Below are 25,706 nucleotides of genomic sequence, written 5' to 3'. Positions count from 1 at the left end.
CCCCATAGAGATCAGAGAAAGGCGGCGTCTTTGGGCGCCGCCTTTTTTGTATAATTCCTGTGAGAGATTCCATACTAATCCTGAATGGGAGGGATCGGATGGAACAGCTGTCACAGGATTTTGCCGCCAACCAGAAAATTTTTGATCAGCTTCTTGGTGTGGGGCGCAACTACGATATGGTTTCAAGAGACTTTATCATCGGCGGCCGCCGGGTTCGGGTCTGGGTGTTGGACGGCTACGGGGAAGACGCGGTGCTGGAGCGGATGGGCTCCTTCTGGCTGAATATATCGCCGGAACGGGTGCGGGATATCAAAGAGATGCAGGAATTTGCAGACGGGTTCGTTACCTTCTGCGAGGTGAACGTCAGCTTCTCCTATGAAGACATTGTCACGTCGGTGCTGCTGGGCAAGACTCTGCTGATCATGGATGGGGTGCGCGGCGCGGCGCTGATCGACGCGAAAAAGTATCCGGTCCGCAGCGTGGAGGAGCCGGCGGACGGCAAGGTGCTCCGGGGCTCTCACGACGGCTTTGTGGAGACGCTGCTGCACAACACGGCTCTGATCCGCCGCCGGATCCGGGATCCGCGGCTGACCATGGAAAACCACAAGGTGGGCGGCCGGTCCAAAACGGACATTGTCCTCTGCTACCTGGAGGACCGGGTGGACAAAAAGCTGCTGGAGCAGGTCCGGAAGAAAGTGACCAATCTTGATGTGAATTCCATCTCCATGGGCCAGGAGAGCGTGGCGGAGGCCATGATGGCGCCCCAGTGGTACAACCCCTTTCCCAAGGTACGCTATACGGAGCGGCCAGATGCGGCGGCCGCCAGTGTGATGGAGGGAGAGATCCTCCTGCTGGTGGACAACTCTCCGTCGGTGATGATTCTGCCCACCACGTTTTTCGATTTTGTCCAGGAGGCCAACGACTTCTATTTTCCGCCTCTGATCGGATCCTACCTGCGGCTGGTGCGGTTCATGGTGTTTTTGCTGTCCCTGATCATCACGCCGGTGTGGTATCTGCTGGCCAGCCATCCGGCGGACCTTCCCCAGTACCTGGCCTTCCTGAAAGTGGAGGAGCCCAGCGGTGTGCCTCTGCTGCTGCAGCTGGTCATCGTGGAGTTTTTGGTGGACATTCTGAAGTTAGCCTCCCTCAATACCCCAAGCTCGCTGGCCAACTCCTTCTCCATGTTGGGAGCTCTGATCCTGGGCGACTTTGCGGTCCAGGCCCGCTGGCTGGTGCCAGAGGTGCTGGTCTATATGGCCTTTGTATCCATTGCGACCTTTGCCCAGCCCAGCTTTGAATTGGGCTATGCCTTCAAGCTCATTCGGCTTGTACTCCTTGTTTTGATCGCCCTCTTTGAGTGGTGGGGCTTTGGCCTTGGCATTCTGGGCGCCCTGGTGCTGATGGCCACCACCAAGCCCCTGGTGGGACCCGGGTATCTCTACCCCCTGATTCCCTTCAACTGGAAGGCCATGCGCGGTCTGCTCATACGCCGGCCAATCAGCCGGAAAAACACGTAACTAAATCAAATTCCCTGCGGCGGCACAGCTGAAACGCTGTGCCGCCGCAGCCGGTTCACTCCGCCCGGTGAGCAGGTGAGGCGTGGAGGGCGGAGACTGGAGAGGGTACGTTTCTGCATGGATCGCAAAGCGCATAAAAAGGGTAAAAAGGCCTTGACCTTCACGGGGCGTGATGGTTTAAACTCAGTGCAAAGGAGGCAAGGAAAATGATGACGGTCAAAGAGATGGCAGGGCGCACGGGGATCAGTGCGCGGACGCTTCACTATTATGATGAGATCGGGCTGCTTGTGCCCACGGAGAGAAGCGGGGCGGGATACCGCCAGAGCTGTTCCAGACCATGTTCGGCCGAATGCCTGAATCCATCAGGCAGTGTTCCATCCGGGAATTCGGCGGTGTGGAACAGTGGAAGGAGCACTACATAGCGGCCCTGTCCTCAGCGGATATGCAGCGGCAGTACGCGGAGTTGGTGGAGTGGTACGGGGGAAAAGAGGCATATCTCTCCGCCGTAAAGAATCCGATCAGTACCGAAGATGCCGGGCGCTGTAAAGATCAGTTGGAGAAGCTCCAGCAAAAGCTGAGCAAAAAGCGGGACTGTGGTCTCACCTCTCCTGCGGTCCAGAGGCTCATTGGGGCATATGCACTTGTCATGAAGACCATCTCTCAGGCAAAGGAGGAGAAAGGACTTATGCTGGCCCAGGCCCGTTTCTACCGGGACGAGCGGACCCGGCAGGCTGTGGATGCGCGGTACGGAGACGGGACGGCGGAGTTCTTCGCCCGGGCCATCGAAGCGTTTTACCGACGGTGACGGGCGCCCGCTGCGGACGGGGCTTGGATGGCAGCTGCTGTCGTCCAAGCCTTTCAAAATAAAGTTTTGCCGCCCTATTGACAAGGATAGTTGTCAGTGGTATAGTATGAATGACAATTAAAGTTGTCATATCGACAAGAAAGATTGGCAGAGAGGAGAATAAAAATGCCGCTCTATAATCGGCTCAAAGAGCATCGGGCCCGGCTTGGAGTGAATCAGCAGGAGATGGGGGCGTTGGTGGGAGTTTCCCGCCAAACCATCAGCCAGATTGAGCGGGGAGACTATTCCCCGTCGGTGACGCTGGCGCTGAAGATCGCCGGGGTCTGCGGCGCAGCGGTAGAGGATATTTTTTCATATCAGGAGGATTGAGCAATGGAGATGAATCGTGTAAAACAGGAGAATAAAAAGGCGTTCCCCAAATTCATATTGGTGGTCGTTCTTGCCGCTGCCTTTGGCGGTGTGCTGGGGTTTGGCATTGGCATTGCCGGGGATGTGGGACTTCCCGAGGCGATTAGCGCCTGGCTGGAAGTGTTTTGGCGCACCGTGACGCCCTGGGCTATCCCGGTGATCTCCGTGGTGCTGTTAGGCGCCGCCTGGGGAAAATATCGTTTGGCCAGAAAGCAGGCTGCAATCTGGGACGGCGAGGATGAGGCGGTCATGGACAGAGTCGATCAGGAGCTGAACTGGACGATGCTGCTGGGCCAGGTCACAATGATCCTGGACTTCTTTCTCATGGCCGCGGGCAGCATCTGCCTTCGGGGAACTGGGTCCAATTTGGCGGTGGTGGGCTGGTTTATCCTCTCCTGCGCCATTGTGGTGGTGATCCAGCAGAAGGCGGTGGACCTGACCCGCGCCATGAACCCGGAGAAGCAGGGCAGCGTATATGATATGAAATTTCAGAAGAAGTGGTTTTCAAGCTGTGACGAGGCGGAGCGCGCGCAGATCGGCCAGGCCGCTTACCGTGCCTTCCGGACCACCAGCAGTGCCTGCATCTTTCTCTGGATGATGCTTGTATTTGGCAGCTTTCTCTTTGACTTCGGGCTGATGCCGGTGTTCGTGCTGACGGTGATCTGGGGCGTGCTGCAGGTGAGCTATCTGCTGGAGTGCGTCCGTATGGGGCGGGGAAAGTGAGAGATGCGGCTGAAATAATCGAAACTGAATTGCGGGAAACGAAAGAAGGGCCGCCTCCAATGCATTGGAGGCGGCCCATTCGCTCCTATTGTCCTTTCGCAGGCTCGGTTCGCAGCTGAATTGGAGGAGCCCTGGAATCCACTCCCGGAGCGGCGCTGGCCCACAAGATGCTGTCCCAACGGTCCTTGACTTTGCGCGGCGGCGCATGCATCTACAGTGTCTGCCGCACAGCACGAAGCGCAGCGGCAAATTCACCGGGCCGTTCATGCATGAGATTGTGGCCCGCTCCCGGAATCGTGGTGATTGTTTTGTAAGGAGCGTCGATCGTATCAAAATACGCTTTGCCAAGAGACGTTGAAGTGATGGTATCCATTTCTCCAAGAATGTAGTGAACCGGCACTTTATAATGGGGTGGGAACTCACGGAGGTTGAAGGACAGCATTTCCAGGTGGAGGGGGTGATTCACTTTCATGATTTGCATAAAACTGATCAAATCGCCCCATTGAAAGGATGGGCTGTGCCGTAGGGTGTGGAGCAGATCACCCAGACCGGAACCCGAGACCGGGCCATTGTCATAAGCTTCCTGAATTTTCCGCATTTTCGGCAGGAGCTTCAGCAGCAGCTCCGGGTCGCCGGGGGGATACTCCCCCATCTTTTCCAGTGTCCGGAGATGCGCCTGGTTTCCCGCCTTTTGAGCCATTGCCAGCGTTTCCTGATACGCGGTCCGCTCGTTCTCCAGCATACTGACGACCTGTCCTGCGCCGATGTATGCCAAGACGGTTTCAGGATGCCGGAACACATACAGGCTGCCCAGCAGGCTGCCCCAGGAATGACCTAAGAGGACCACCTGTTTAATCCCGTACTTGCGCTGCAAATGCCCTATCACGCCGTGCAAATCATCCAGCATTTGATCCACTGTCTTGGGCAGACCGGCTCTCTTGTTTCTGCGGAGGGTTTTGCCCGCGCCGCGCTGATCCCAATGCACATGGGTGAACAGATCGCCCCACGCGTTGTCCAGCTCGTACGCAAACAGCGATTCGACGCTGCCGGGGCCGCCGTGGAGATACAGCAGGATCGGGGTGCCGGGTGCTTTGGGGTAGTGCAGCAAAAACTGTTCAATGCCGTTGATTGAGACGTACTCCTCTTCCAATCGACTCATGGTCTGCCACTTTAATAAATTACTTCAAACCGCCTGTCCAACCGGGGCGGACTGATATACTCCACTTTACCATAGGAGCCTTTTTTTCACAAGATGGTTTTGGAAACCCGTCAGGCTTAGCTCCTGCTAAGAAGGTCTTAAAGAGATTGATTGTACTAAAAATCCGGTAAAAAAGACGCCTCACGACGTTAAATTATACACTTTTAAGTATAGTGCTCAAAGACTCAGCGGTCCACTGTCCAATTATTTCGCAACTACTAATATAACCCGACATGCACTGTGTAATCGAAAAAACACCTTGACACATAAGATTGGCGCATATAAAATGTTAGCTATAATTCATCAATTACGAGTAATAATTAATTAATATTGATGAAATAAAAGAGGAGGAAACTATGCTGCTGTTGAATCGGAAGGAAATTGAACTGTGCTTTTCCATGAGAGATGCGATAGAGTCAGTTGAGACTGCATTTATAGAAAATTTGAAGGGAAATGTTGAATCACCGCTAAGAACAGTGATTCTGACATCTGGTGGAAACTTTTTATTCATGCCTGCATATATGGAGGCCAAAGGATATGCTATTTTAAAAGCGGTCAATATCTTTCCGGGAAATTTCGATAAACACTTACCAACAGCACCATCATCACTGATCCTTTTTGACGGAAAAACAGGGATACCCTTGGCTTATTTGGACGGAACCTATGTCACTCAGCTGCGCACTGGCGGCGCTACCGGGGCGGCTCTTCGCCGCTTAGCAAGAAAGGATGCACGAATTGCTGCTATGATCGGTTCTGGAGGGCAGGCTGAAACCCAAATCAAGGCAATTCTGACTGTGCGTAAGATCGAGGAGATCCACATTGCGGATGTAGCTTTGGAACGAGCGGAGGCATTAACACAGAAGATGCAAAACAGTTTCCCAAATATTAAATTTTTGGCTTTTTCTGACAGCAATGCAGCCATTACGGATGTAGATATTATTGCAACTGCCACCTCCTCTAAAAAACCGACTTTTTCTGCTGACTGTATAAAGCCAGGAGTGACCATCAGCGCTGTAGGTGCCTATCGTCCGGATATGCAGGAGATCGACCCGAAGTTAGTGAAGATGGTAGATAAAATCTTTTGTGATTCCAAAGAAGCTGTTCTGAAAGAGGCTGGTGACATTATGATCCCCTTGCAGGAGGGATTGATCAGCGAAGACAATTTGGTGGACTTGGCACAGGTGTTGATGGGGAAAATGGACGGGAGAACAAGCGCTGAACAGAACTTGTTGTTTGAAACTGTTGGTTTTGCTGCTGAGGATATCATGACGGCGGCAGCTATTTATGAGCGGGCCAAAGCCAAGGGCTGCGGTACCGCTTGGGAATAAGATGCCTGCGAAACGAGGCGACTCTGTGGGAAAGAAACTGCGAAGCATGAATGTCCAATACGTCCTGGCAATGGCGCTTTACCTCTGTTCCTACAGTGTCATTACAGTGTTTGCCTCCAGTTATTTGTTGGAAAAGGGCTGCTCCAACTCTGTAATTGGCATATCCTTTTCAGTGGTCGGTGCCTTGACATTGCTAACCCAACCCTTTATTGCCTCAGCTGCTGATGAAAATCGGGAGCAAAAGGTGCGCTGGATGATACTGGTGTTTTTGGCGGTCAGTGTGGCTGCCACAGGGGGATTACTGTCGCTTCCGGAGGGGTCGCCCTTTCTGCTGCCCCTATTTATGCTGGTGGAATATTGCTTATTGACCATCCAGCCCTTGCTGAATTCTTTGGCGTTCATTTTTGAGAGCTATGGCATATATATTCATTTTGGAATCGCCCGGGGCATTGGCAGCGCTGGCTATGGATTTTCATCGATCTTGGTGGGTAGAATGATTGAAGGCACAAGCACTCGCAATGTTCCCTTTGTCTATTTGATAGCAAATTTGCTGTTAGTTTTAGTGCTGTTCAATTATGGCCGGGAATTGGGCATACAAAAAATGGAACAGATAGCGAGAAAAAAAGCGCCACTATCAACATGGTCGTTTTACAAAAAATATAAGCGCTTCATGCTTTTTATTTTGGCCAGTATCTTTATATATTTTGCCCATGTTACTATTTTTAATTTCTTCATTCATATTGTGATGCCAGTGGGCGGCTCGGAGAATGATGTAGGAAAAGCGGTTTTTCTTTCTACTTTTCTGGAGGCTTTTGCGACTGCGGCGATGCCTTGGTTAGTGAAAAAAATCAGCTGCTCTGTCATATTGAAATTCGCTGCTGTCATGTTTATTGTACGGAATATCATTATGTGTACTGCACATAGCATGACGTGGATCTATATAGGCAGTGCCTTTCAACTGGTCTCTTATGCACTGTTCTATCCGGGAAGCATTTTTTATGCCAACTTTATGATTCCGGAGACAGACCGTGTGAAGAGCCAGTCGCTGGTAACTATCAATTACACCGCCAGCAGCATTTTTGCAAGTCTGATTGGAGGAATTGTCATTGATCTCTGGGGAATTGGCCAAGCTTTGATGATTGGCACGGCACTATCATGTGTAGGAGCGATTATTGTTTTTGCTTCAGTAAAAGAAAATAAGAATATCCAATGAAAAAGTTGCAAGGCTAATCAGAAGACATTCGGGAGGGTCAAGAGCATTTGTTATCAAGATTCCATCATTTTGTTATATCTTCGGCATGATTGCTAAGAAAGCATTACAGATTTTGGATAAAATGGAAAAAATAGATAATATGTCGGGTTACTTTTTTATACTATTGACAAATCATTAATGATTTGTTATTCTTCAGTAAAGAGCAGTGAGTGGACTGCCTTACAAAAATAATGAAGAATGGATTGAGGAGGTTATTAAAAATGGTATCAAACATGGACTATGGCTATTTGTATAAGTTTGAGCTGACCAAGGCTGCCGACATCTTGATTCGGGAGACCTGTAAGCTTAAAGAGGGTGAGACTATCTTAATCACCGCTGACACAGAAAGCGATAAAAACCTTGTTGACGCTGTTGCGGGCGCAGCCTTTGCCGCTGGAGGAAAGCCTATGGTGGTTTGGACTGCAACTCCTTTGGGACCTGGCAAGATGGTGGATGACTTCCTTCCCTCCGATGCCATTCTGGGTGCGGCACTAAAGGCTGATGCTTGGGTGGAGTTCAATCGTCAGTATTTCCTGTATTCTGATACTTATCAGGCTGCTATGGACGGTAATCCCAAGCTGCGCTTTCTGGGACTGCCCGGTACCACCAGTGAAGTGTTTGTAAGACTGTATGCCCGTGTGAATCAAACTGATTTGGCGGAGTTCGTTACATATCTTGCGGATATCACCCGTGAGGCCAAGCATGTCCGCATGACTACAGAACTGGGACAGGACATTGAATTCGACAACCACCCTGGTTGGCCTGTTCGTGCGGAAACCGGTTTTTGGGACAAGCCTGGCACCATGATGCTCAGCGGTCAGATATGCTGGACTCCGTCGTGGGAATCCATCAATGGTGTTCTGGTGTTTGATGCATCTATCGTTCCTCAGTTTGGCCCCCTTCATGAACCTTGCAAGGTCTATTTGGAAAAGGGTGTTATTCAGAAGGTGGAGGGCGGCATTCAAGCGCACGACTGGTTTAAATGGTTGAAGAGCTTCAATCATCCTCAGATGCTTCGTCCGGCTCACCTTTGCTATGGATTCCACCCTGGAGCTAAGATCAGCGGACAGAATGGTGAAGACGAGCGTGTCTGGGGTTGCACCGAGTGGGGATTCGGTAGCGCCGGCGCCTATTATGCCCCTCCGGGATATCCCGCTCCCTCCCACACTGATGGTATTGTCCTGAACACCACAACCTACCTGGATGGCAGGATGATCATCGATCGCGGTACTCCAGTGGAACCGAAGTTGGTTGAACTTGCCAAGAAGCTGGGTAAATAACGTTTGCTCCCACACATTTTCGTGTAAAGTATAAAGAAAAAAGGGCAACCCTGCTATTTTGACTTCCGCGTTTTATGATATCCCCGCTAATGATAATCGCTAATTTATTAAAGGAGGGTCATATGAAAAAGTTTTTGAGTCTTATCCTTGCATGTATAATGACGGCGTCCCTGTTAGTGGGCTGCGGCGGTGGTGCTAATGTACCTAATAGCAGTTCCAGCAGCACTGGCAATGGCTCCACTGGCGGCGGTGAGTCCTTGGTCAGAATGGCGATTTCCGATGTTCCTGTGGTTGACCCGGCAGTCGCCATCACTGAGTCCGCATTGATCCTATATCCCAACGTGTACGATTCCTTGGTTTGGCCCCAGGCTGACGGCTCTGTTGTGAATGGCATGGCTGAAAGCTATACTGCTTCTGAGGACGGCAAGTCTTTTGACTTTGTCCTGAGAAAGGGTATCTTGTTCCACGATGGCACTGAAGTTTTGGCTGAGGACGTGAAGTACTCTATGGACCGCGCTATTGAGATTGGCCAGGGCCTGGGATTCCTGTTTGCCAATAAGGTTGCTTCTACTCAGGTCGTGGATGATTACACTGTCCGCTTTAATCTGAATGCTCCCAGCGGCGTGTTCATTACCAGCCTTGTTCGTCTGTATATCGTGAATAAGGATCTGCTGGAGGCCAACTATCAAGATGGTCCTTATGGCGATAAAGGCGACTATGGGATGACTTATCTGCAGAATACCGATGCCGGCTGCGGTGCTTATGAAGTGGAGCTGTACGAACAGAACCAGGCTATTACCGTCAAAAAATTTGCGGATTACTGGGACGGCTTTGAGGCCAACAACCCCGAACGTGCTAAATTTATGAATGTGGATGAGACGGTTACCCAGGTGACGATGATGTCGAATCGTGAGCTGGAGATCAGTAATCCCTATTTGGCCCTTGAGACCTATGAGCAGTTGGATGCGATCGAGGGTATTGAAATCGCTGGCTTCTACAAGGGCGATCTGATGGCCCTGTCCACCAACACCAAAAGAGCGCCTATGGATTGTGAGCATCTTCGAAAAGCTCTTGCATACTGCATCGACTATGATACTTTGATCAACACTCTGTATCCTGGATCTTATCGCGCCAACAGCTGTGTTCCCACCACTGTGATGGGCTACGATGATAAGGCTGTGAATGTGAGCTTTGACATGGAGAAAGCCGCTGCAGAGTTGGCTCAATCCAAATATGCGGATACCATTGGTGATTATGAGATCGAGATTGCCTGGGTTGCTAACTGCCCCGACCGTGAAAAGATCGCTCTGATGCTGCAGGCCAATGCTGCTCAGCTTGGTATCAACCTCAGCATTTATGAAGTGCCTTGGGCGTCCATAGTGGACACTTCGGCCTCTCCCGAAACCACTTATCACATGGTGACGGTCATTACCGCTCCTGACTATACCGAGGCTGGTTGCCTCTTTGAGACCTGTTTCAGCGATGTTGAGCACGGTAATCCCAACACCATGTCTTGGGCCGGTAGCCCTGAACTGGATGCCAAAATTGCCGATGCAGTCGCCACCTTGGATAGTGATGAGCGTGAACAGAAATATATTGACCTTCAGGAAGAATTCATGGATAGTATGCCAATGATCCCCTTGTTTGAGCAACGGTTCCAGTATGCCTATCAGGCGGGTTACTTGGAATGGACCATTGCAAACCAACCCGTTCCTGCCATTATGGGGGCCAACGTGATTCTGCGTGATATGCTGATTTACCCTGAAAAGAAATAAACTCTATCATGTAACTTCCGCGCCGTGCCAAATGGTGCGGAAGTTACATTATTTTAAAAAGAGTAAGAAGATAAATACGCGCAGGAGGAAATGATTCATGCGAGAATATTTAGCGTATTTTGTAAAGCGTATCGGCCTGTCGATATTTGTTTTGCTTGGCCTGTCTATCGTAATCTTCACCATTTCCAGAATTGTCCCCGGTGATCCAGCCAGAATTTCTTTAGGAGCGAATGCAACAGAAGAGGCAGTTGAACTACTGCGAGAAGAAATGCATTTGAATGATCCGCTGCCCTTACAGTATGTGTATTGGCTGGGCAGCGCTCTGCAGGGAGATTTTGGCGATTCTCTTGTGACAAAACGGCCTGTTGCAACTGATATTAAGGAATTTTTGCCTGCGTCTCTGGAGCTGATTTTCTTAGCTGCATTGATCCATATCATTTTTGGAATGATTTTGGGCATTGTCAGTGCAAAAAACAATGGTCGGTGGCCGGATACAGTGATTCGGATTTTCAGTTACATTGGCATTGCCGCGCCACCTTTTGTTATGGCTGTGCTTCTTCTGTTGGTGTTTGGCTATTGGATCCCGATTCTGCCCTCCATTGGTGGTCGTTTAACACCGGGAATAATAGTGCCCACAGTGACCGGCTTTGTAAGTATTGACTCGATCCTGGCAGGTAACTTTGCAGCGCTGAGGGATAACTTTGCGCACTTGATTCTGCCTGCTCTCGCATTGGCTCTGGGCAATATGTTCCAAGAGGCGAGAATTACCCGCTCGACGATGGTGGATAACTCTGAAAAGGACTATATCCTGATGATGCGGGCACAGGGGGTTGGAAGTAGATTGATCAACAGCAAATATTTGTTCAAGCCTTCTGTTATCCCCACGATTTCCATCATGGCTCTGGACTTCTCCTCCATGTTTTGCAATGCATTCCTGGTGGAGACCATTTTTACCTATCCGGGTCTCTCTCGGTATGCAATCAATGCGATGCTCCGAAACGACCTGAATGCGGTTTGCGCAGTTGTTCTGATTTTGGGTGTTGTGTTTATTATTGCAAATATCGTCGTTGATATTATTGTTTCGATTCTTGATCCCAGAATCAGCATTGGGGCGGGAGGTAATTGATATGGAAAAGATACAGAAGAGACCGCAGAGTGTGAGAAGTTTGACCTGGAAGAAACGGTGGTATCGCTTTTCCCGTAATTATATGTCTGTAATCGGTTTGGTAATCGTTGCATTGGTTGTGATCATGGCGATTTTTGCCAAATGGATTACACCGTATCCTGAACACGCCGGCGCGTTTACAGATTTCGCCAACGCCAATACTGCACCCAGCGCTGCGCATATTTTTGGCACGGATAACAGTGGCCGCGATATTTTTACCCGGGTCGTTTTTGCTTTTCGCAATGCGCTGAAAATGGCAGTTATTGTTCTGACTATCTCAGTTCCTGTCGGCAGCGTTCTGGGCATCATTGCTGGTATTCGACAGGGCACCTGGATCGATACCGTGATCATGCGGTTTACCGATATTTTTCTCTCTGTTCCGTCGATGATCTTGGCATTGGCAATCGCATCGATTCTGAAACCCAATATGACCAATGCAATGCTGGCAATCACAGTATCTTGGTGGCCATGGTATTGCCGCTTAACTTATAGCACAGCGCGGTCTATCAGCCGAGAGAATTATGTCCGTTATGCTGAATTAACCGGCGGTAGTTTTGCTCATATCATATTTAAAGAAATTCTGCCGAACTGCGTCTCTCCAATTTTGACAAAAATGACACTGGATGTGGGCTGGGTTATTATGACAGGAGCATCTTTGAGCTACGTAGGTCTTGGCGAGCAGGCCCCTATTCCTGCCTTGGGAAATATGATTTCCAGTGGCATAAAATATTTACCTGATCAATGGTGGAATACGATTTTTCCCGCCCTCGGTATTATTGTGATCATTCTTGGCTTCAATCTGCTGGGAGATGGTGTGAGCGATTTGCTGGCAGTAGAGGAGGAATAATATGGAAAAGAATGGGAGCTTTGAAATCAAAGACCTAAAAATATCCTACAAAGTGTTCAATGGAGAACTTCAAGTTGTGGATGGCATGAACCTGCGTCTAAATAGCGGCGAACGCATGGGTCTGGTAGGCGAAGCAGGTTGCGGCAAGACAACAACATTGAAGTCTGTGCTGGGCATTCTTCCTTCTAATGCGGTTATTTCCTCTGGTGAAGTTTTATTTAACGGGGAAGATGTTCTCAAGTTTGACAATAAAAAAATGCAGGAATTTCGGAAAAAGAATTGCGCTATGATTTTCCAGGATCCATCGTCTGCTCTGAACCCGATTTTTAAGGTCAAAGACCTTATGATGAACGGTATGCGCAACTCTTTGGCAAAAAGCAAGGACTGGAAAAAAGTGGCGTATGAAAAAGCAGTCAGCTCTTTGCGAGATGTTATGCTTCCGGATCCAGAGCGCATCATGGAAAACTATCCGTTCCAGTTATCCGGTGGCATGAGGCAGAGAGTCTGCATTGCCATGGCAATCGCAACAGATCGTCATTTGCTTTTGGCAGATGAGCCAACGACCTCTTTGGATGTTACGATTCAGGAACAGATTCTGAAATTAATTTATAAGCTTTCTATAGAAAAGAAGCTGTCGGTGATTCTGGTAACACACTCTATGGGGGTGATTCGCGAAATGACTGACAGAGTAAGTGTTATGTATGCGGGAACAGTCATGGAGGTCGGTGATACAAAAGATGTGCTGGAAAGTCCGCAGCATCCGTATACAAAGGCACTGATTGCCTGCATACCAAAGTTGACCGGGAGCGGTGTTGCGGAGGGTATCCCTGGACGTGTACCTGATTACCTGAATCCTCCAAAAGGCTGCCGATATGTAGACAGATGTCCCTATGCCACAGCAATCTGCCGTGAAGAGAAGCCGAAGCTGACAGACTGCGGTAAAAATCACCAGATTGCCTGTCACAATTGTGGGAGGTAACTATGGAAAAACATGTAGAGAATCAAGATCAGGATATTGTTCTTGATATAAAAAATCTGAAGAAGTATTTCTATATGCCGAAGGGAGTCGTTGTCCATGCCGTAGAGGGAGTAAACCTTCAGCTAAAGCGCGGAGAGACCCTCGGCTTGGTAGGTGAGAGCGGATCCGGCAAGAGTACGATTGCCTACGATGTCATTGGTATGTACAAGCCCACCAGCGGTGAGATCATATTTAATGGCGAGCCCCTGCATCCTGATATTCACAAACGTCCGCTGAAGCAGAAAGGTGATATGCAGATCGTGTTCCAGGACCCGGGTTCCTCCATGAACCCAAGGGCAACGATTGAAACCAATTTGGCCTTTCCTATTAAGCGCCATGGTGGCCTGAAGGACAGGCAGGCAATCCATGAGCGAGCCCTGGAACTTTTGCGGTTTGTAGGCCTTCCTGAGGAATACGCACAGAAATATCCTCGTTCTATCGGCGGTGGTGAGCGTCAGCTGGCCTGTATTGCCCGAGCTTTGGCCAGCAACCCCAAATTGATTATTCTGGATGAACCCACCTCTGCCCTGGATGTTTCCATTCAGGCCAAAGTGATCCGCCAGCTGATTGACCTGCAGAAAGAACTGAACCTCTCATACCTCTTTATTACACATGACCTGTCTCTGATGCGCAACTTAGCTACAAAGGTGGCTATTCTGTACTTGGGACGGCTGTGTGAAATAGCAGAAACGGCAGAGTTTTACTCCACCCCCATGCATCCCTATACGCAGATGCTGCTTTCATCTATTCCTGTCGTCACAGAAGAGGAAGAAAATCTCAGGCCTGTAAAGTTGGAATCTCGGGGAGAGATTCCAAACCCTGCCAATATGCCGACCGGCTGCGGCTTCCACACTCGCTGCAGCAGATGCATGGAAATTTGTAAGACGCAGCATCCACAGATGAAAGAAGTGTCTCCAGGACATTTTGTGTGTTGCCACGCAATTGAAGGAAAGCCCGTGGATACAGAAGCCGCTGTACTGTAAATGGATTGTGTTGGGGTGCTGTAATGGATATTGAAGCGGCGATTAAAAATCGAAGAAGCGTGCGGAATTATTTGTCAAAAAAAGTGGCGATCAGCGAATTGGAAAGAATTGTTGATATGGCCCGCTATGCCCCCACGTCCTCCAATTCGCAGGCGTGGAAATTTCAAATCGTTACAGATGACGCATATCTAAAGGATATTGTGACCTTTTCTGCAGGGATTTGGAAAAAACCTCCGGCGATCCTGGCAATTTCGATGGATCGGGATATTGCCCTAAAGCGTACAGGCAAACAGGCACTGGAGGAGACGATCTACTATGACGCAGGTATTGCTGCCTATGCAGCATCCTTGGAGGCGCAGGCCCTGGGCCTGGGAAGTTGTATTATAGCTTCATTTAATAAAAAAGCGGTTGCGGCCTTGTTGGCTATTGAGCCTCCATTGGAGCCCATGCTGATGCTAACACTGGGCTATTTTATGGGAGAAGTAAAAATGCCAGCGAAGCGTGGACTAAATGAGGTTCTGGATATGCGTCTGGCAAAGGAGTGAACGGCAGGATGAGCATGTCAAGCGAACAGAGGGACTATTTAGACAATCTTGTCTGGAGACTAATGAATAACGCTGCATCTTTCCAGCAGGAACCAGAAGGCTATGTGCCCATTCGGCTTTTGGATGGCGTTATTGGTATCTTGGAAATATTGGCTCTGGAGGATAAAGAATACGAACTTCTGATGCAGCGAATATATGAGGCCAAGGCCTTTGCGGTGGATGACACAGAAAAAATGATTGATTTGTTGAATCAACTGATTCTGGAGAATGTACGATCCCGCAGAGCCAGGGAAAATAGGTGAAACATAGTGAGGAAACGAATTAAAATTATTATTCCGAACACGACATCAGAGTTCAACGAAAGCGTCTACAATCTCTTCAATCCGCTTAAGGCCAGTGATACGGAACTGGATATCTGTAACATTAAGGGAGAAGGAGCGCTGTATCTGGACCAGAAATACGATGAGGTTTGGTCAGAACTCTCCCTTCTTAAAGAGGCAGAGCAGGCGGAAAAAGACGGCTTTGATGGGGTTATCGTCTACTGCGCGCTGGATCCGGCACGAATGGCCTTGCGAGAGGCTCTCCAAATTCCAGTGGTTTCCATCTTTGAAACGGCTCTCCATGTGACGGCAATGCTGGGAAACCACATTTCCCTGATTGCACCGCCGGGCAGCATTGCCTCACGTGAGGAGATGTTTCACCAGTATCATATGGAAGATCAAATGACTTCCGTGGAATTTTTCAACTTGGGTATCGAAAATTTAGCTGAGGATGAATCATCTTCTTATCAGATCGTAAAAGCGGCGGCTCAGAGGGCTCTGAATAAGGGGGCGGACAGCTTGGTGCTTGGCTGTGGTGCAGTGATGGGTATTGCCAAGCGTTTGAGTGAGGAACTGGGTGTCCCGGTAGTTGAGCCTGGACCCGTCGCACTGAAATACTGTGAGGCGCTTATCGAGCTGGGGTTGCATCACAGCAAGGTGGCCTTTTCCTTGCCCCGCAGGCATATGCCGTAATGGAGTGGATGTCATGCATACCGTGTTGGAGATTTTTCGTGAGTTGTCTGCCATACCCAGGCCTACCTATCATGAAGATAAGGTCGCGGATTATCTGGAGTCTTATGGGCGGAGGATTGGCTGCACTGTCTATCGTGATGAGAAAAACAATGTGGTGTTAGAGAGGAACCCGAAAAACGCAAGTCCGGCGGATTGCCTGATTTTACAGGCCCATATGGACATGGTCTGCAAAGGAGATCCGGGCTATAGATACAACAGTGAACAGGACTCGATTCTATGTGTAGAGGAGAATGGTTGGCTGCGGGCGGATCACACCACCCTGGGGGCAGACAACGGTATCGGTGTGGCTGTGATTCTGAAGCTAATGGAAGAAAGCCAGGTGGGCTATCCTTTGCGGGCTATATTCACCACTGAGGAAGAGAAAGGTATGGGAGGCGCCAAGGTACTTTCCCCAAAGTATCTGATTGGGAAATACTTTATTGGCTTGGACTGGGTGTCCAGCAGGAGTACTTGCCTCAGTTGTGCCGGAAGTGTCATTGTGGTGGCAAAAAAACACCCAAAACGGGTACAACCTCAGGGGATGATAGGAATTGAAATCCAATTTGGCGGCCTTTCCGGAGGGCACTCAGGTACGGAAATCCATCGCAGCGGCAACGCAGTTCGAGTGTGTGCGAATTTGCTTTCTGACCTGATGCAAAAGGATATCTGTTTTGAAATAGCTTCCATAGAAGGAGGAACGGCAACCAATGTCATTCCAGAGACCTGCACGTGTGTGTTGGCCCTGCGGGTGGAACCGCATGGACAATTGCTGCGGGAACTGGGGAATCCGGCCTTGTGTACCAGCCTAAATCTCCCCAAGCAAGAAATTGTCAGCGTGAGTTATCGTGAGACCCCCAAGCCGGAGCTGGTTTGGAGCCAGGAGGATGTCGCTGCGACATTGAACTTTCTGTGTTCCATTCCTAATGGTTCGTTAATTTCGGAGGGGACGGGGAAGGAGTTTACGGTACTTCAGTCCTCAAATATCGGAAAGATTTCGTTGGGGAAAGAACTGGAGGTTACTCTTATGGCCCGGGCCAACTCAGAGGAACTCCTGAGCGCTGTCTATGAGGATATTCGAGATGTGGGACAGTTGTATGGCATGGAGATAACCCTGTTGTCCAGAGATCCGGTTTATCGATCCAAGACTCGGGGGAAACTGCTGAACCAAGTCTTGGATATCTATCGCAGGCAGAATGGAGTGGAGTTGAAACAGGAGATCATTCATGCGGGTATGGAGTGCGGTTATTTCCAACAGAAAAATACCGAACTGGAAATGGTGGTCTTGGGGGCGGAACTCCGGGACATTCACACAACAAGAGAACGCATGGAACTCGGCAGTGAAGAGACTGTATATCACCTGCTGCGGGAACTGCTCGGAAAAATTAATACAGAGGAAGGGAGATGAGGCGGCAATTGAAATACCGGGCAGATTTACAAAACATTATTTAAAAAATGGAGGGTAAGAAATGGTAAGCGATATGTATTTTGAGTTTGAGCTGGAGCACGCTGCAAATGTTCTGATCAATGAGACTTGTAAACTGCAAAAGGGTGAGACCCTGATGATCACCTGTGATACCCAAGGCGATATCCGCCTGGCTATTGCTACTGCTAAGGCTGCTTTTGCTGCCGGCGGTAAGCCCATGGTGATTTGGACTGCATCTCCCTTGGGCGCTGGTAAGATGGTGGACGGTTTCCTGCCTTCTGAGTCCATTCTGGCTGCTGCACTAAAGGCTGATGCTTGGGTGGAGTTCAACAAACAGTATTTTCTATATTCCGACACCTATCAGGCTGCTGTGGATGGTAACCCCAAGCTGCGTTTCCTTGGCCTGCCCGGCACGACCAGCGATGTGTTTGTCAAGCTCTACGGTCGTGCCGATCAGCATGCTGTTGCTGAGATGGTCACTGCTGTTGCTGCCCGCACGAAGGCCGCTAAGCATGTGCGCCTGACGTCTGCTCTGGGCCAGGATGTTGAGTTTGACAACGATCCTGATAATCCTGTTCGCGCTGAGACCGGTTACTGGGACAAACCCGGTACCATGATGCTCAACGGACAGGTGGGATGGACTCCCATTTTGGACAGTGTCAACGGTACGTTCGTTTTCGATGGTGCCTTGATTCCCCAGATTGGCGTTTTGGGTGCCCCTGTCAAGGTTTACATCGAAAAGGGTATTATTCAGGCAGTGGAAGGCGGTGCTGCTGGCACCAGATGGTTTGATTTTCTGAAAAGCTTTAATCATCCTCAGATGCTGCGTCCCGCACATGTCTGCTATGGGTTCCATCCTATGGCTGAACTGAGCGGTCAGAATGGCGAGGACGAACGCGTTTGGGGCTGCACCGAGTGGGGGTTCGGTTCTGTGGGGGCTTTTCTAATGCCCAAGTGCGGCGGCATTGCCGCGCCTTCTCACACTGATGCGGTTACTCTGAACACCACTGTGTATTTGGATGGCGACATGATCATGAAGGATGGAAAGGTCATTGATCCTGAGCTGGCCCAAATTGCTGCTAAGTGCGGTAAGTGAGAAATGTGTGCTGGTATGGATAACAGACTCGAGGCAGTTGCAGAGTCGCTGCTAAAAAACCTCTTTGCACTGAAGGAAGAAGAAGTCTTTGTCATTACCGCAGATGAGGGAAATGACAGGGCGGTCATTGAAGCGGTGGCCAGAGTGGCCAAAAAGCAGGGAACAAAAGTGCTCACCATCTATATGCCGACCCCGGAAGGCGTTGGCATGGCGGCGGATGCCGGCATTGCGGGTGAAGCTTTGATCGGAGCGCTGTCTGCCGCTGATGCCTGGGCAGAGTTCAATACCAAATGGATATTTGGCGGTCAGACATATATCCGGATCATGGAAGCTAACAAAAAACTGCGTCATATGAATCTGACCGGTGCATCTGCAGATTTGATCAACAACTGCATTGCTAAGGTGAACTATAGGCAACTGCGCAAGTTTGGCCTGCGCTTTGTGGAGATGATTAGGGCGGGAAAAGAATTTCGTATGACATCTCTCACGGGGATGGACCTTACATTTACCAATGTGCCGGGCCGTCCAGTTTTATGTGAACTGGGTGAAGCAGACCATCCGGGTACTTACATGCTGCCGGGACAGATTGCCTGGACACCAGATGTAGAGTCCATCAACGGAACGATCGTATTTGATGGCGCTTTGGCCCCGGTATGCGGAATCCCGTCGGCTCCGGTCAGGGCAGACATCAGGCACGGCCAGGTACAACACTTCTATGGCGCACCGGAAGCTGGCCGGTATTTTGATTGGCTGAAGAGCTACAATGATCCACAGATGTTGAATATCTCGCATACCGGACTGGGGGTCAACCCTGGTGCAATCCTCTCAGGAGACATCTTGCAGGATCAGCGGGTCTGGGGTTCTGCCACCTGGGCTTTTGGCAGCATTGGAGCGAATCTGCTGCCTCCTGATGGAATTCCAGGCGCATCTCACTCGGACTGTGTGGCGCTGAATATCAGTATGTGGATTGATGGTGAGGAGATTATCCACAACGGCAAGATTGTGCACCTGGAGTTGGCTGAGTTAGCAAAGGGCTTGGCATGAACTCATCCAAGAGTTTGGACAGCATTTTTATGAAAAGCTCTATTGACGGGGATGATCTGCAATCTGGCAGGATCATAGATTTACAAAAAGGGCTTGTTGCCCGTACATGCACGGACAACAAGCCCCTGTCAAATTGTGGTGTAAAACAGCAAATAGAATTCTGCTTGAGAAAACTCATTTGCTATGAGACGAATTAAGCTCTTGGTAGTCATTGACGTTCTCAAGAATTTTTCCCAAGTGGGTCCGCATGGCCCGGTCAGCTGCTTCGGAATCTCTGAGGCGAATTGCATTGACAATTTCGTCATGTTGGGTGATTTCTGTGCGCTTTAAAGAAGAAGAAATCGTATTCAAAGCATAGTATACGTTGTTGTCAGCCAATAGAATTTTTAAAATCTGATAGGCAACTTCATTTTTTGAAAATTCTGCTATAGCAAGATGAATAGAAAGGTCTTGCTGAGCGCCAGTACCACCTCGCTTTAATTCCAGCAGATGCTCCATGGAGAGAACTTCCAGTTGCTCCAACTGCTCATCTGTGGCATTTTTGCAAGCCATAGTAGAAGTATAGGTTTCAAGCAACAGTCGAATTTGCAGTACATCGCAGATGCGCTTGACCGATGAACTGGAAGCACAATCAATCAGGTTTTGTGCCGCATTTTTCTGGACTTCAAAAAACTCCAACTCGTTAAGAAAACTTTTCCCTTTTGGAGTCAGAACGCGTCCTTTATTTCCAACTCCTACCAGATAACCATCATCTTCCAGTTTCTTCAATTGCCGGCCGACAGTAGCAGGGGGAATCTCAAGTCGGCTGCTTAAATAGTTTGCACCTACGGGGGAATTGATTGCGTGGATTTCTTTAAGAAATGTAACAGTTTTTATTTTTCTCATAATTACACCAACCATATAATTAATATGATTTTTTATTTATTCTAACAACGGGATGGAAATCTGTCAACTGTTCCCATATATAACTGCATCATTTTTTAATGCAGGCTAATCAACAATAAGTTATTAAAATACACATTTACTGTAGGACAGAAAATGCTTGAGAAAAGGGAAAGCGGAAAGGAAACAGACAGCTATGAATCAGAAGTTTAAAGGAATGTATGCAGTTACAGTGACGCCTTTCAAAGAAGACGGTTCTTTTGATTTTGAAAGGACGAAGGGGCACTTGGATTGGCTCATCGAACAAGGGCTGCAGGGTATCTGCCTGCTGGGTGCTACGGGAGAGTACCAGAGTATCACCCTTGAGGAACATAAGACCTTTGTGAGGGAGATCGTACCCTACATTAGGGATCGGGTTTCCGTGATCGTGGGTGCTACCCGGGAACAGGCAGACGACGTAATCGAACTGGTCAACAACATCAAGCTCTGCGGTGCCGACGCCGCTATGATTCTGCCCTCTCCTTACTGTCATCCCGCCCAGGATGAGGTAGTAGAGCATTACCGTTACATCATGGAGAGAACCGAGTTCCCCATCATGATTTACAACAACCCTGGCAGCTGTGGCATTAGCTTCGAGCGGGAGACTTTCCGTAAGCTGATGGCCTTACCCTATACTGCTATGGTAAAGGAATCCAGCGGCTCCATACAGGTGCTGCGGGACGTGATAGAGGACGCCCCAGAGAACGTCAGCATCTTCTGCGGCTGTGACAATCTGGCCTTTGAGAGTTTCGCAGACGGTGCATGCGGCATGATCTGCATGTTGGCCAACGTGGCCCCTAAGTGTTGTGTAGAACTCTTTGACGCGGTTTACAATCAGCACGATATAGCTAAGGGTTGGGAGATATACCGTAAGATTTTGCCGGGCCTCAATGCTCTGGAGAGTTTCCCCAAACCGATACAGGCCCTGAAGTATTTGGTGACCCGGAAAACTGGAAACGGAGGTTTTTGCAGACGCCCCCGGCTGGAACTTACCCTGGAAGAGAAAGCATATGTGGAAGATCTGATGAAGGCGGATCAACTGTATTAATGAAACAGGTGCCAGGACGGAAAGACTTCCCACGGCACCGGAAAGGATAAGCGCCATGGCATTGCAAACAAGAACTTATTATGAAAAGATTGCGAGGGAACTGCGGTTCCCCAGCAAGGCGTTGATCGACGGAAAGTTTGTGGACTCAGTGAGCGGCAAACGCTTTACCACGGTAAATCCTGCTAATGGTCAGGCCCTTGCAGAGATCACCAGTTGCGGTGTGGAAGATGTGCTTGCAGCGGAAACCGCCGCCCGAAAGGCGTTTGAAGATGGCCGCTGGGCCCAAATGTCTCCCCAGGAGCGCAAAAGCATTCTGCTGCGCTTCTCACAACTACTGTTGGATCACGCCGACGAACTGTCGGTTATGGAATCTCTGGACAGCGGCAAGCCTATCTCCGACACGGTACAGGGTGATGTACCCGACACCGCCATGACCTTTGCCTGGTATGCCGAGGCCATCGATAAGCTGGAGGACTCTATCACTGCTACGGATGCTGAACATGTGAGTTTGGTGGTGCGGGAGCCTTTGGGCGTAGTGGGCGCCATTTTACCTTGGAACTTCCCCATGCAGATGGCATCTTGGAAGTTGGCGCCTATTCTGGCTACTGGTAATAGTGTTATTGTCAAGCCCGCAAAGCTAACTTCTCTCACTATGCTGCGGATGGCAGAACTGGCTATGGAGGCCGGCTTACCCGATGGTGTGCTCAATGTACTGCCTGGAAGCGGCAATGTGATCGGCACCGCCTTGGGAACCCATCCATGGCTGGAGGCTTTGACCTTTACCGGCTCCACCGCCGTGGGCAAGCAACTATTAGAGCTCTCTGGCCGAACCAATGCTAAGCGTATTTTGCTGGAAATGGGCGGGAAGAATCCCTGCATTGTTATGCCGGACGTTAAAGATCTGGACTATGCTGCTGCACAGGCGGTCAACGCCGTGTTCTGGAATATGGGCGAAAATTGCACCTCTAACTCCCGTCTGTTGGTACATAGGAGTATTAAGGACGCTTTTCTGGAAAAGGTGATTGCAGCTGCCAAGGAGTGGAAGACCGGAGAACCTTTGAATCCTGATGTGCAATTGGGTGCCTTGGTGGAGCGATCTCATATGGAACAGGTACTGCGCTACATTAAAATCGGTAAAGCTGAGGGGGCTAAGTTGGTTTACGGTGGCCGGCAGCTCTTTGCCGAGAGCGGCGGCAACTTTGTGGAGCCCGCTGTTTTTGATGATGTTACGCCTGATATGACTATTACTCGGAAGGAGATATTTGGGCCGGTACTGGCAGTAATGACATTCGAGACAGAAGAAGAAGCTATCCGCTTGGCCAACGACACGGAATATGGTCTCCAGGCTTCTCTATTCACCGATAACATAAAGACCGCCCACCGTATGGCTCGGGCGCTGAGAAGTGGCACGGTTTCTGTCAATTGTTACTCTGAAGGTGACATCGGCACGCCCTTCGGCGGCTTTAAACAGTCTGGTTTTTTCAGTCGTGACAAGTCTCTGTGGGCTGCCCGTCAATATACAGAGCTTAAGACTATCTGGATGCAGATTTAATAAATCGATGGATGAAAGTCTGCCCAGATTATATGCCACAGCCCGATCAAATTTCGGGCTGTGGCACTTTTTTAATTTAGTGGAATCGGTGCGCGGGATACGATGAGCCAATAAAGTAGCTGGGAAGATTTTCGTTACGCAGATCATTCCATCAAGCGAACGGCGGCGTTGGGGGTTCCCCTGAAAATGCTGATAAAAGGATTGCTGAATGCACTTTTGCTTTTACACAAAATAAGCACCAACCGTGCAAGAATCGCATTTCTGGTGCTGGATACAACAGCCGCCCTGATTGCAATGATGATGGCCGACTCCTGTATGGGCAGTGTTTCGGCAACTGCCATATCAATTTTGACGATTTCAATTTTAATGGCATGTATTTGTGCCAGTGATATTAAAGAAAAGCCAATCGAACGGGCATACTCATTTGCTCTGGGTTTCCAGGCAGTCTCCTCTGAATTGCAAAACCAGGGTAAAAGGAAGCGGAGTGAGCCCGCTTGCCAGCAAGGGCCCTTTATGGTATGCTGACACCAACTGATTGCAAGGAGGATCGGCATGGACCTGTCCCAAAAGAAACTGTTCCTGCTGGATATGGACGGCACACTGTATTTGGATGAGCGCCTTTTTGACGGCGCCCGGGAGTTTTTGGATTGCGTTCGGTTCATGGGGGGAAGGTATCTCTTTTTGACCAACAACTCCTCACGGGGGGTGGAGGCCTATGTGGAGAAAATGGCGCGGATGGGCGTGGACGCGTCGCCGGAGGATTTCCTCACCTCGGTGGACGCATCCATTGCCTACCTGCACCGCCAGAGGAAGGAACGGAGCCTGCTTTATGTCTTTGGGACGGAGTCGTTCCGCGCTCAGCTGCGTCAGGCGGGCTTCCGGGTGGCAGGATCGCGCAGCGATGAGGTGGACACGCTGCTGTGCGGCTTTGACACGGAGCTGACCTTTCAAAAGCTGGAGGACGCCTGCATTTTGCTGAACCGGGGAGTGGATTACATCGCCACCAACCCTGACTGGGTCTGCCCCACCTGGTACGGCTCCGTGCCGGACTGCGGCAGCGTCTGCGAGATGCTCCGCCGGGCCACCGGCCGCAGTCCAAAGGTCATCGGCAAGCCGCAGCCGGAGATGGCCCTGCTGGCCATGGAGCGGACCGGGTACACACCGGAGCAGACGCTGCTCATCGGCGACCGGATTTACACCGATATCGCATGCGGGCTAAATGCCGGCGTGGACGCGGCCCTGGTGCTCTCCGGCGAGTCCACCCTAAAGACCGTGGAGCAGTCGGAGATACGGCCCACGGCCATTTATGAGGACATCCGGGAGATTTGGGGAAAGCTGAGGGACGGTCGATGAAGCTGAACGGAAAACGCACGGTTTTGGTGGGCTTTGCCTTCCTCTCCATCTGTGCCTTCTGGCAGATGTACAACAACGTGATCCCCCTGATCCTGACCAACACCTTCCGCATGAACGAAATGTGGTCCGGAATCATCATGGCGGCGGACAATGTGCTTGCCCTGTTCCTGTTGCCGCTTTTCGGAGCTCTTTCCGACCGCAGCCGTTTTGCCATGGGCCGGCGCAGGCCCTTCCTGCTCTTCGGCACTGGTGCCGCGGTGGCGCTGATGCTGCTTTTACCGGTATTGGACAACAGCTACAGCGCCGCGCCGGCGCCCTGGAAAACCGCTGCCTTCATCGCCGTTCTGGCATCGCTGCTGGTGGCCATGGGCACCTACCGCTCCCCGGCCGTGGCCCTGATGCCGGACGTGACGCCAAAGCCCCTGCGCTCCAAGGGAAACGCGGTCATCAACCTTATGGGCGCCCTGGGCGGCATCCTCTATCTGTTGGTGGCCTCGGCGCTGTACCGGGGTGACGCGGAGGCGGACCATGTGGACTATCTGCCGCTTTTTGCGGTGGTGGCCGGGGTGATGGTGGTCTCCGTGGCGATTGTGACGCTCTTTGTGGATGAGCGGCGCATTGGCCGGGAGATGGCCCGGTGGGAGGCGGAGCACCCGGAACAGGGCCAGGAAAGCCAGGCAAGAACGGGGCAGGCCCTCCCAAAAGAAGTGAAACGGAGCCTCGGGTTTCTCCTCTGCTCCATTGCCCTCTGGTTTACCGGCTACAACGCCATTGAGACCTGGTTTACCACCTATGCCAACAGGGAGTGGGGAATGAGTCTGGGCGACGCTTCGGTGTGCCTGACCGTGGCCACCGCCGGGGCCATTGTCGCCTACCTGCCCATCGGCGCGCTGGCCTCCCGTGTCGGGCGGAAGAGGACCATCCTGATGGGCGCCGTGCTGCTGGCGTGCTGCTTTTTCGCGGGCTTTCTCTACACCCTGGCCTATGGCCGCTTCTCTCCGGTCCTCTATGGCCTTTTTGCGCTGGTGGGCCTCGCCTGGGCGGCGATCAACGTCAACTCCCTGCCCATGGTGGTGGAGATGTGTTCCGGCGGCGACATCGGCAGGTTCACCGGGTATTACTACACCTTTTCCATGGCGGCCCAAACCATCACGCCCATCGCGGCGGGATGGCTGCTGCGGAATGTGGGATATACGGCGCTCTTTCCCTATGCCGCGGCGTTTGTGGCCGGCAGTGTTGTCACCATGCTGTTTGTGCGCCACGGCGACTCCCGGGCGGAGGTGAAGCGGGGGCTGGAAGCCTTTGATGCCGGGGACTGAATCCGTTATAAAGAGAGGGAACTGCCCTTGCGGGCGGCCCCTCTCTTTGTAATA

The 25,706-nt window shown here is 50.6% G+C and carries 26 protein-coding genes; 24 read left to right on the top strand and 2 right to left on the bottom strand.

Annotated elements, in window-relative coordinates:
- The first annotated feature begins 98 nt into the window (after nucleotides 1-98).
- The 5 genes from KQI82_RS13380 to KQI82_RS13365 all read left to right on the top strand — a co-directional run bounded on the left by KQI82_RS13380 (nucleotide 99) and on the right by KQI82_RS13365 (nucleotide 3,453).
- Nucleotides 99-1,517 (top strand): spore germination protein, encoded by a 1,419-nt coding sequence (locus KQI82_RS13380; RefSeq protein WP_216633216.1) that lies wholly within the window; start codon nucleotides 99-101, stop codon nucleotides 1,515-1,517.
- 206 nt (nucleotides 1,518-1,723) lie between these two features.
- Entirely contained in the window at nucleotides 1,724-1,939 is a 216-nt protein-coding gene (locus KQI82_RS15715; RefSeq protein ID WP_338148983.1) for a MerR family DNA-binding transcriptional regulator, read from the top strand.
- Complete coding sequence (locus KQI82_RS13375; protein ID WP_241426716.1) at nucleotides 1,855-2,322, top strand: TipAS antibiotic-recognition domain-containing protein; 468 nt, start codon at nucleotides 1,855-1,857, stop codon at nucleotides 2,320-2,322. The genes KQI82_RS15715 and KQI82_RS13375 overlap by 85 nt, the downstream gene beginning before the upstream one ends.
- A 165-nt stretch (nucleotides 2,323-2,487) precedes the next feature.
- A complete protein-coding gene (locus KQI82_RS13370; RefSeq protein ID WP_216633215.1) occupies nucleotides 2,488-2,691 on the top strand; it encodes a helix-turn-helix transcriptional regulator in 204 nt (67 codons plus the stop codon).
- A gap of 3 nt (nucleotides 2,692-2,694) precedes the next feature.
- The gene (locus KQI82_RS13365) at nucleotides 2,695-3,453 is read left to right on the top strand and encodes a DUF3169 family protein (protein WP_216633214.1); all 759 of its coding nucleotides are present in this window, start codon (nucleotides 2,695-2,697) and stop codon (nucleotides 3,451-3,453) included.
- A 211-nt stretch (nucleotides 3,454-3,664) separates the two neighbouring features.
- On the opposite strand, the gene KQI82_RS13360 is transcribed toward KQI82_RS13365, so the two are convergent.
- Entirely contained in the window at nucleotides 3,665-4,612 is a 948-nt protein-coding gene (locus tag KQI82_RS13360; RefSeq protein ID WP_216633213.1) for an alpha/beta fold hydrolase, read from the bottom strand.
- Between the two features lie 395 nt (nucleotides 4,613-5,007).
- Here KQI82_RS13360 and KQI82_RS13355 point away from each other — a divergent pair, with 395 nt between their 5' ends.
- The 14 genes from KQI82_RS13355 (at nucleotide 5,008) to KQI82_RS13290 (ending at nucleotide 19,459) form a co-directional block, all read left to right on the top strand.
- Nucleotides 5,008-5,979, top strand: coding sequence for an ornithine cyclodeaminase family protein (locus tag KQI82_RS13355; RefSeq protein ID WP_216633212.1), 972 nt, complete (start codon nucleotides 5,008-5,010; stop codon nucleotides 5,977-5,979).
- Nucleotides 5,980-6,004: 25 nt separating this feature from the next.
- Nucleotides 6,005-7,192: an MFS transporter gene (locus tag KQI82_RS13350; protein ID WP_216633211.1), complete on the top strand. Its 1,188-nt coding sequence runs from the start codon at nucleotides 6,005-6,007 to the stop codon at nucleotides 7,190-7,192.
- Nucleotides 7,193-7,452: 260 nt separating this feature from the next.
- Nucleotides 7,453-8,511: a 2,5-dihydroxypyridine 5,6-dioxygenase NicX family protein gene (locus tag KQI82_RS13345; protein ID WP_241426715.1), complete on the top strand. Its 1,059-nt coding sequence runs from the start codon at nucleotides 7,453-7,455 to the stop codon at nucleotides 8,509-8,511.
- 122 nt (nucleotides 8,512-8,633) lie between these two features.
- Nucleotides 8,634-10,286: an ABC transporter substrate-binding protein gene (locus KQI82_RS13340; protein ID WP_216633210.1), complete on the top strand. Its 1,653-nt coding sequence runs from the start codon at nucleotides 8,634-8,636 to the stop codon at nucleotides 10,284-10,286.
- 97 nt (nucleotides 10,287-10,383) lie between these two features.
- Entirely contained in the window at nucleotides 10,384-11,412 is a 1,029-nt protein-coding gene (locus KQI82_RS13335) for an ABC transporter permease (RefSeq protein WP_216633209.1), read from the top strand.
- 1 nt (nucleotide 11,413) lies between these two features.
- Complete coding sequence (locus KQI82_RS13330; protein ID WP_216633208.1) at nucleotides 11,414-12,298, top strand: ABC transporter permease; 885 nt, start codon at nucleotides 11,414-11,416, stop codon at nucleotides 12,296-12,298.
- 1 nt (nucleotide 12,299) lies between these two features.
- Complete coding sequence (locus KQI82_RS13325) at nucleotides 12,300-13,277, top strand: ABC transporter ATP-binding protein (RefSeq protein ID WP_216633207.1); 978 nt, start codon at nucleotides 12,300-12,302, stop codon at nucleotides 13,275-13,277.
- A 2-nt stretch (nucleotides 13,278-13,279) separates the two neighbouring features.
- Nucleotides 13,280-14,299, top strand: coding sequence for an ABC transporter ATP-binding protein (locus KQI82_RS13320; protein ID WP_216633206.1), 1,020 nt, complete (start codon nucleotides 13,280-13,282; stop codon nucleotides 14,297-14,299).
- Nucleotides 14,300-14,322: 23 nt separating this feature from the next.
- The gene (locus tag KQI82_RS13315) at nucleotides 14,323-14,844 is read left to right on the top strand and encodes a nitroreductase family protein (RefSeq protein ID WP_216633205.1); all 522 of its coding nucleotides are present in this window, start codon (nucleotides 14,323-14,325) and stop codon (nucleotides 14,842-14,844) included.
- A gap of 62 nt (nucleotides 14,845-14,906) precedes the next feature.
- Nucleotides 14,907-15,146, top strand: a complete 240-nt coding sequence (locus KQI82_RS13310; protein ID WP_216633204.1) for a DUF6092 family protein — start codon at nucleotides 14,907-14,909, stop codon at nucleotides 15,144-15,146.
- Between the two features lie 6 nt (nucleotides 15,147-15,152).
- Nucleotides 15,153-15,857, top strand: coding sequence for an aspartate/glutamate racemase family protein (locus KQI82_RS13305; RefSeq protein ID WP_216633203.1), 705 nt, complete (start codon nucleotides 15,153-15,155; stop codon nucleotides 15,855-15,857).
- A gap of 13 nt (nucleotides 15,858-15,870) precedes the next feature.
- A complete protein-coding gene (locus KQI82_RS13300) occupies nucleotides 15,871-17,301 on the top strand; it encodes a M20/M25/M40 family metallo-hydrolase (RefSeq protein WP_216633202.1) in 1,431 nt (476 codons plus the stop codon).
- Nucleotides 17,302-17,362: 61 nt separating this feature from the next.
- Complete coding sequence (locus KQI82_RS13295; RefSeq protein WP_216633201.1) at nucleotides 17,363-18,415, top strand: 2,5-dihydroxypyridine 5,6-dioxygenase NicX family protein; 1,053 nt, start codon at nucleotides 17,363-17,365, stop codon at nucleotides 18,413-18,415.
- 15 nt (nucleotides 18,416-18,430) lie between these two features.
- Nucleotides 18,431-19,459 (top strand): 2,5-dihydroxypyridine 5,6-dioxygenase NicX family protein, encoded by a 1,029-nt coding sequence (locus KQI82_RS13290; protein WP_216633200.1) that lies wholly within the window; start codon nucleotides 18,431-18,433, stop codon nucleotides 19,457-19,459.
- Between the two features lie 174 nt (nucleotides 19,460-19,633).
- Here KQI82_RS13290 and KQI82_RS13285 read toward each other — a convergent pair whose 3' ends face one another.
- The gene (locus tag KQI82_RS13285; protein WP_216633199.1) at nucleotides 19,634-20,344 is read right to left on the bottom strand and encodes an FCD domain-containing protein; all 711 of its coding nucleotides are present in this window, start codon (nucleotides 20,342-20,344) and stop codon (nucleotides 19,634-19,636) included.
- Nucleotides 20,345-20,558: 214 nt separating this feature from the next.
- On the opposite strand from KQI82_RS13285, the gene KQI82_RS13280 reads away from it, so the two are divergent.
- The 5 genes from KQI82_RS13280 (at nucleotide 20,559) to KQI82_RS13260 (ending at nucleotide 25,652) form a co-directional block, all read left to right on the top strand.
- Nucleotides 20,559-21,428 (top strand): dihydrodipicolinate synthase family protein, encoded by an 870-nt coding sequence (locus tag KQI82_RS13280; RefSeq protein WP_216633198.1) that lies wholly within the window; start codon nucleotides 20,559-20,561, stop codon nucleotides 21,426-21,428.
- A gap of 55 nt (nucleotides 21,429-21,483) precedes the next feature.
- Complete coding sequence (locus KQI82_RS13275) at nucleotides 21,484-22,980, top strand: aldehyde dehydrogenase (RefSeq protein WP_216633197.1); 1,497 nt, start codon at nucleotides 21,484-21,486, stop codon at nucleotides 22,978-22,980.
- A 186-nt stretch (nucleotides 22,981-23,166) separates the two neighbouring features.
- On the top strand, nucleotides 23,167-23,505 hold the full coding sequence (locus KQI82_RS13270; protein ID WP_216633196.1) for a YrvL family regulatory protein: 339 nt from the start codon (nucleotides 23,167-23,169) through the stop codon (nucleotides 23,503-23,505).
- Between the two features lie 27 nt (nucleotides 23,506-23,532).
- Nucleotides 23,533-24,333: an HAD-IIA family hydrolase gene (locus tag KQI82_RS13265; protein ID WP_216633195.1), complete on the top strand. Its 801-nt coding sequence runs from the start codon at nucleotides 23,533-23,535 to the stop codon at nucleotides 24,331-24,333.
- Nucleotides 24,330-25,652: an MFS transporter gene (locus KQI82_RS13260; protein WP_216633194.1), complete on the top strand. Its 1,323-nt coding sequence runs from the start codon at nucleotides 24,330-24,332 to the stop codon at nucleotides 25,650-25,652. The genes KQI82_RS13265 and KQI82_RS13260 overlap by 4 nt, the downstream gene beginning before the upstream one ends.
- Nucleotides 25,653-25,706: the final 54 nt, after the last annotated feature.

The sequence above is a fragment of the Dysosmobacter acutus genome (genome assembly GCF_018919205.1).
Classification (GTDB): Bacteria; Bacillota; Clostridia; order Oscillospirales; family Oscillospiraceae; genus Oscillibacter; species Oscillibacter acutus.
Note: the sequence above shows the minus strand (reverse complement) of the source record. Positions and strands in the feature narration are given on the sequence as shown.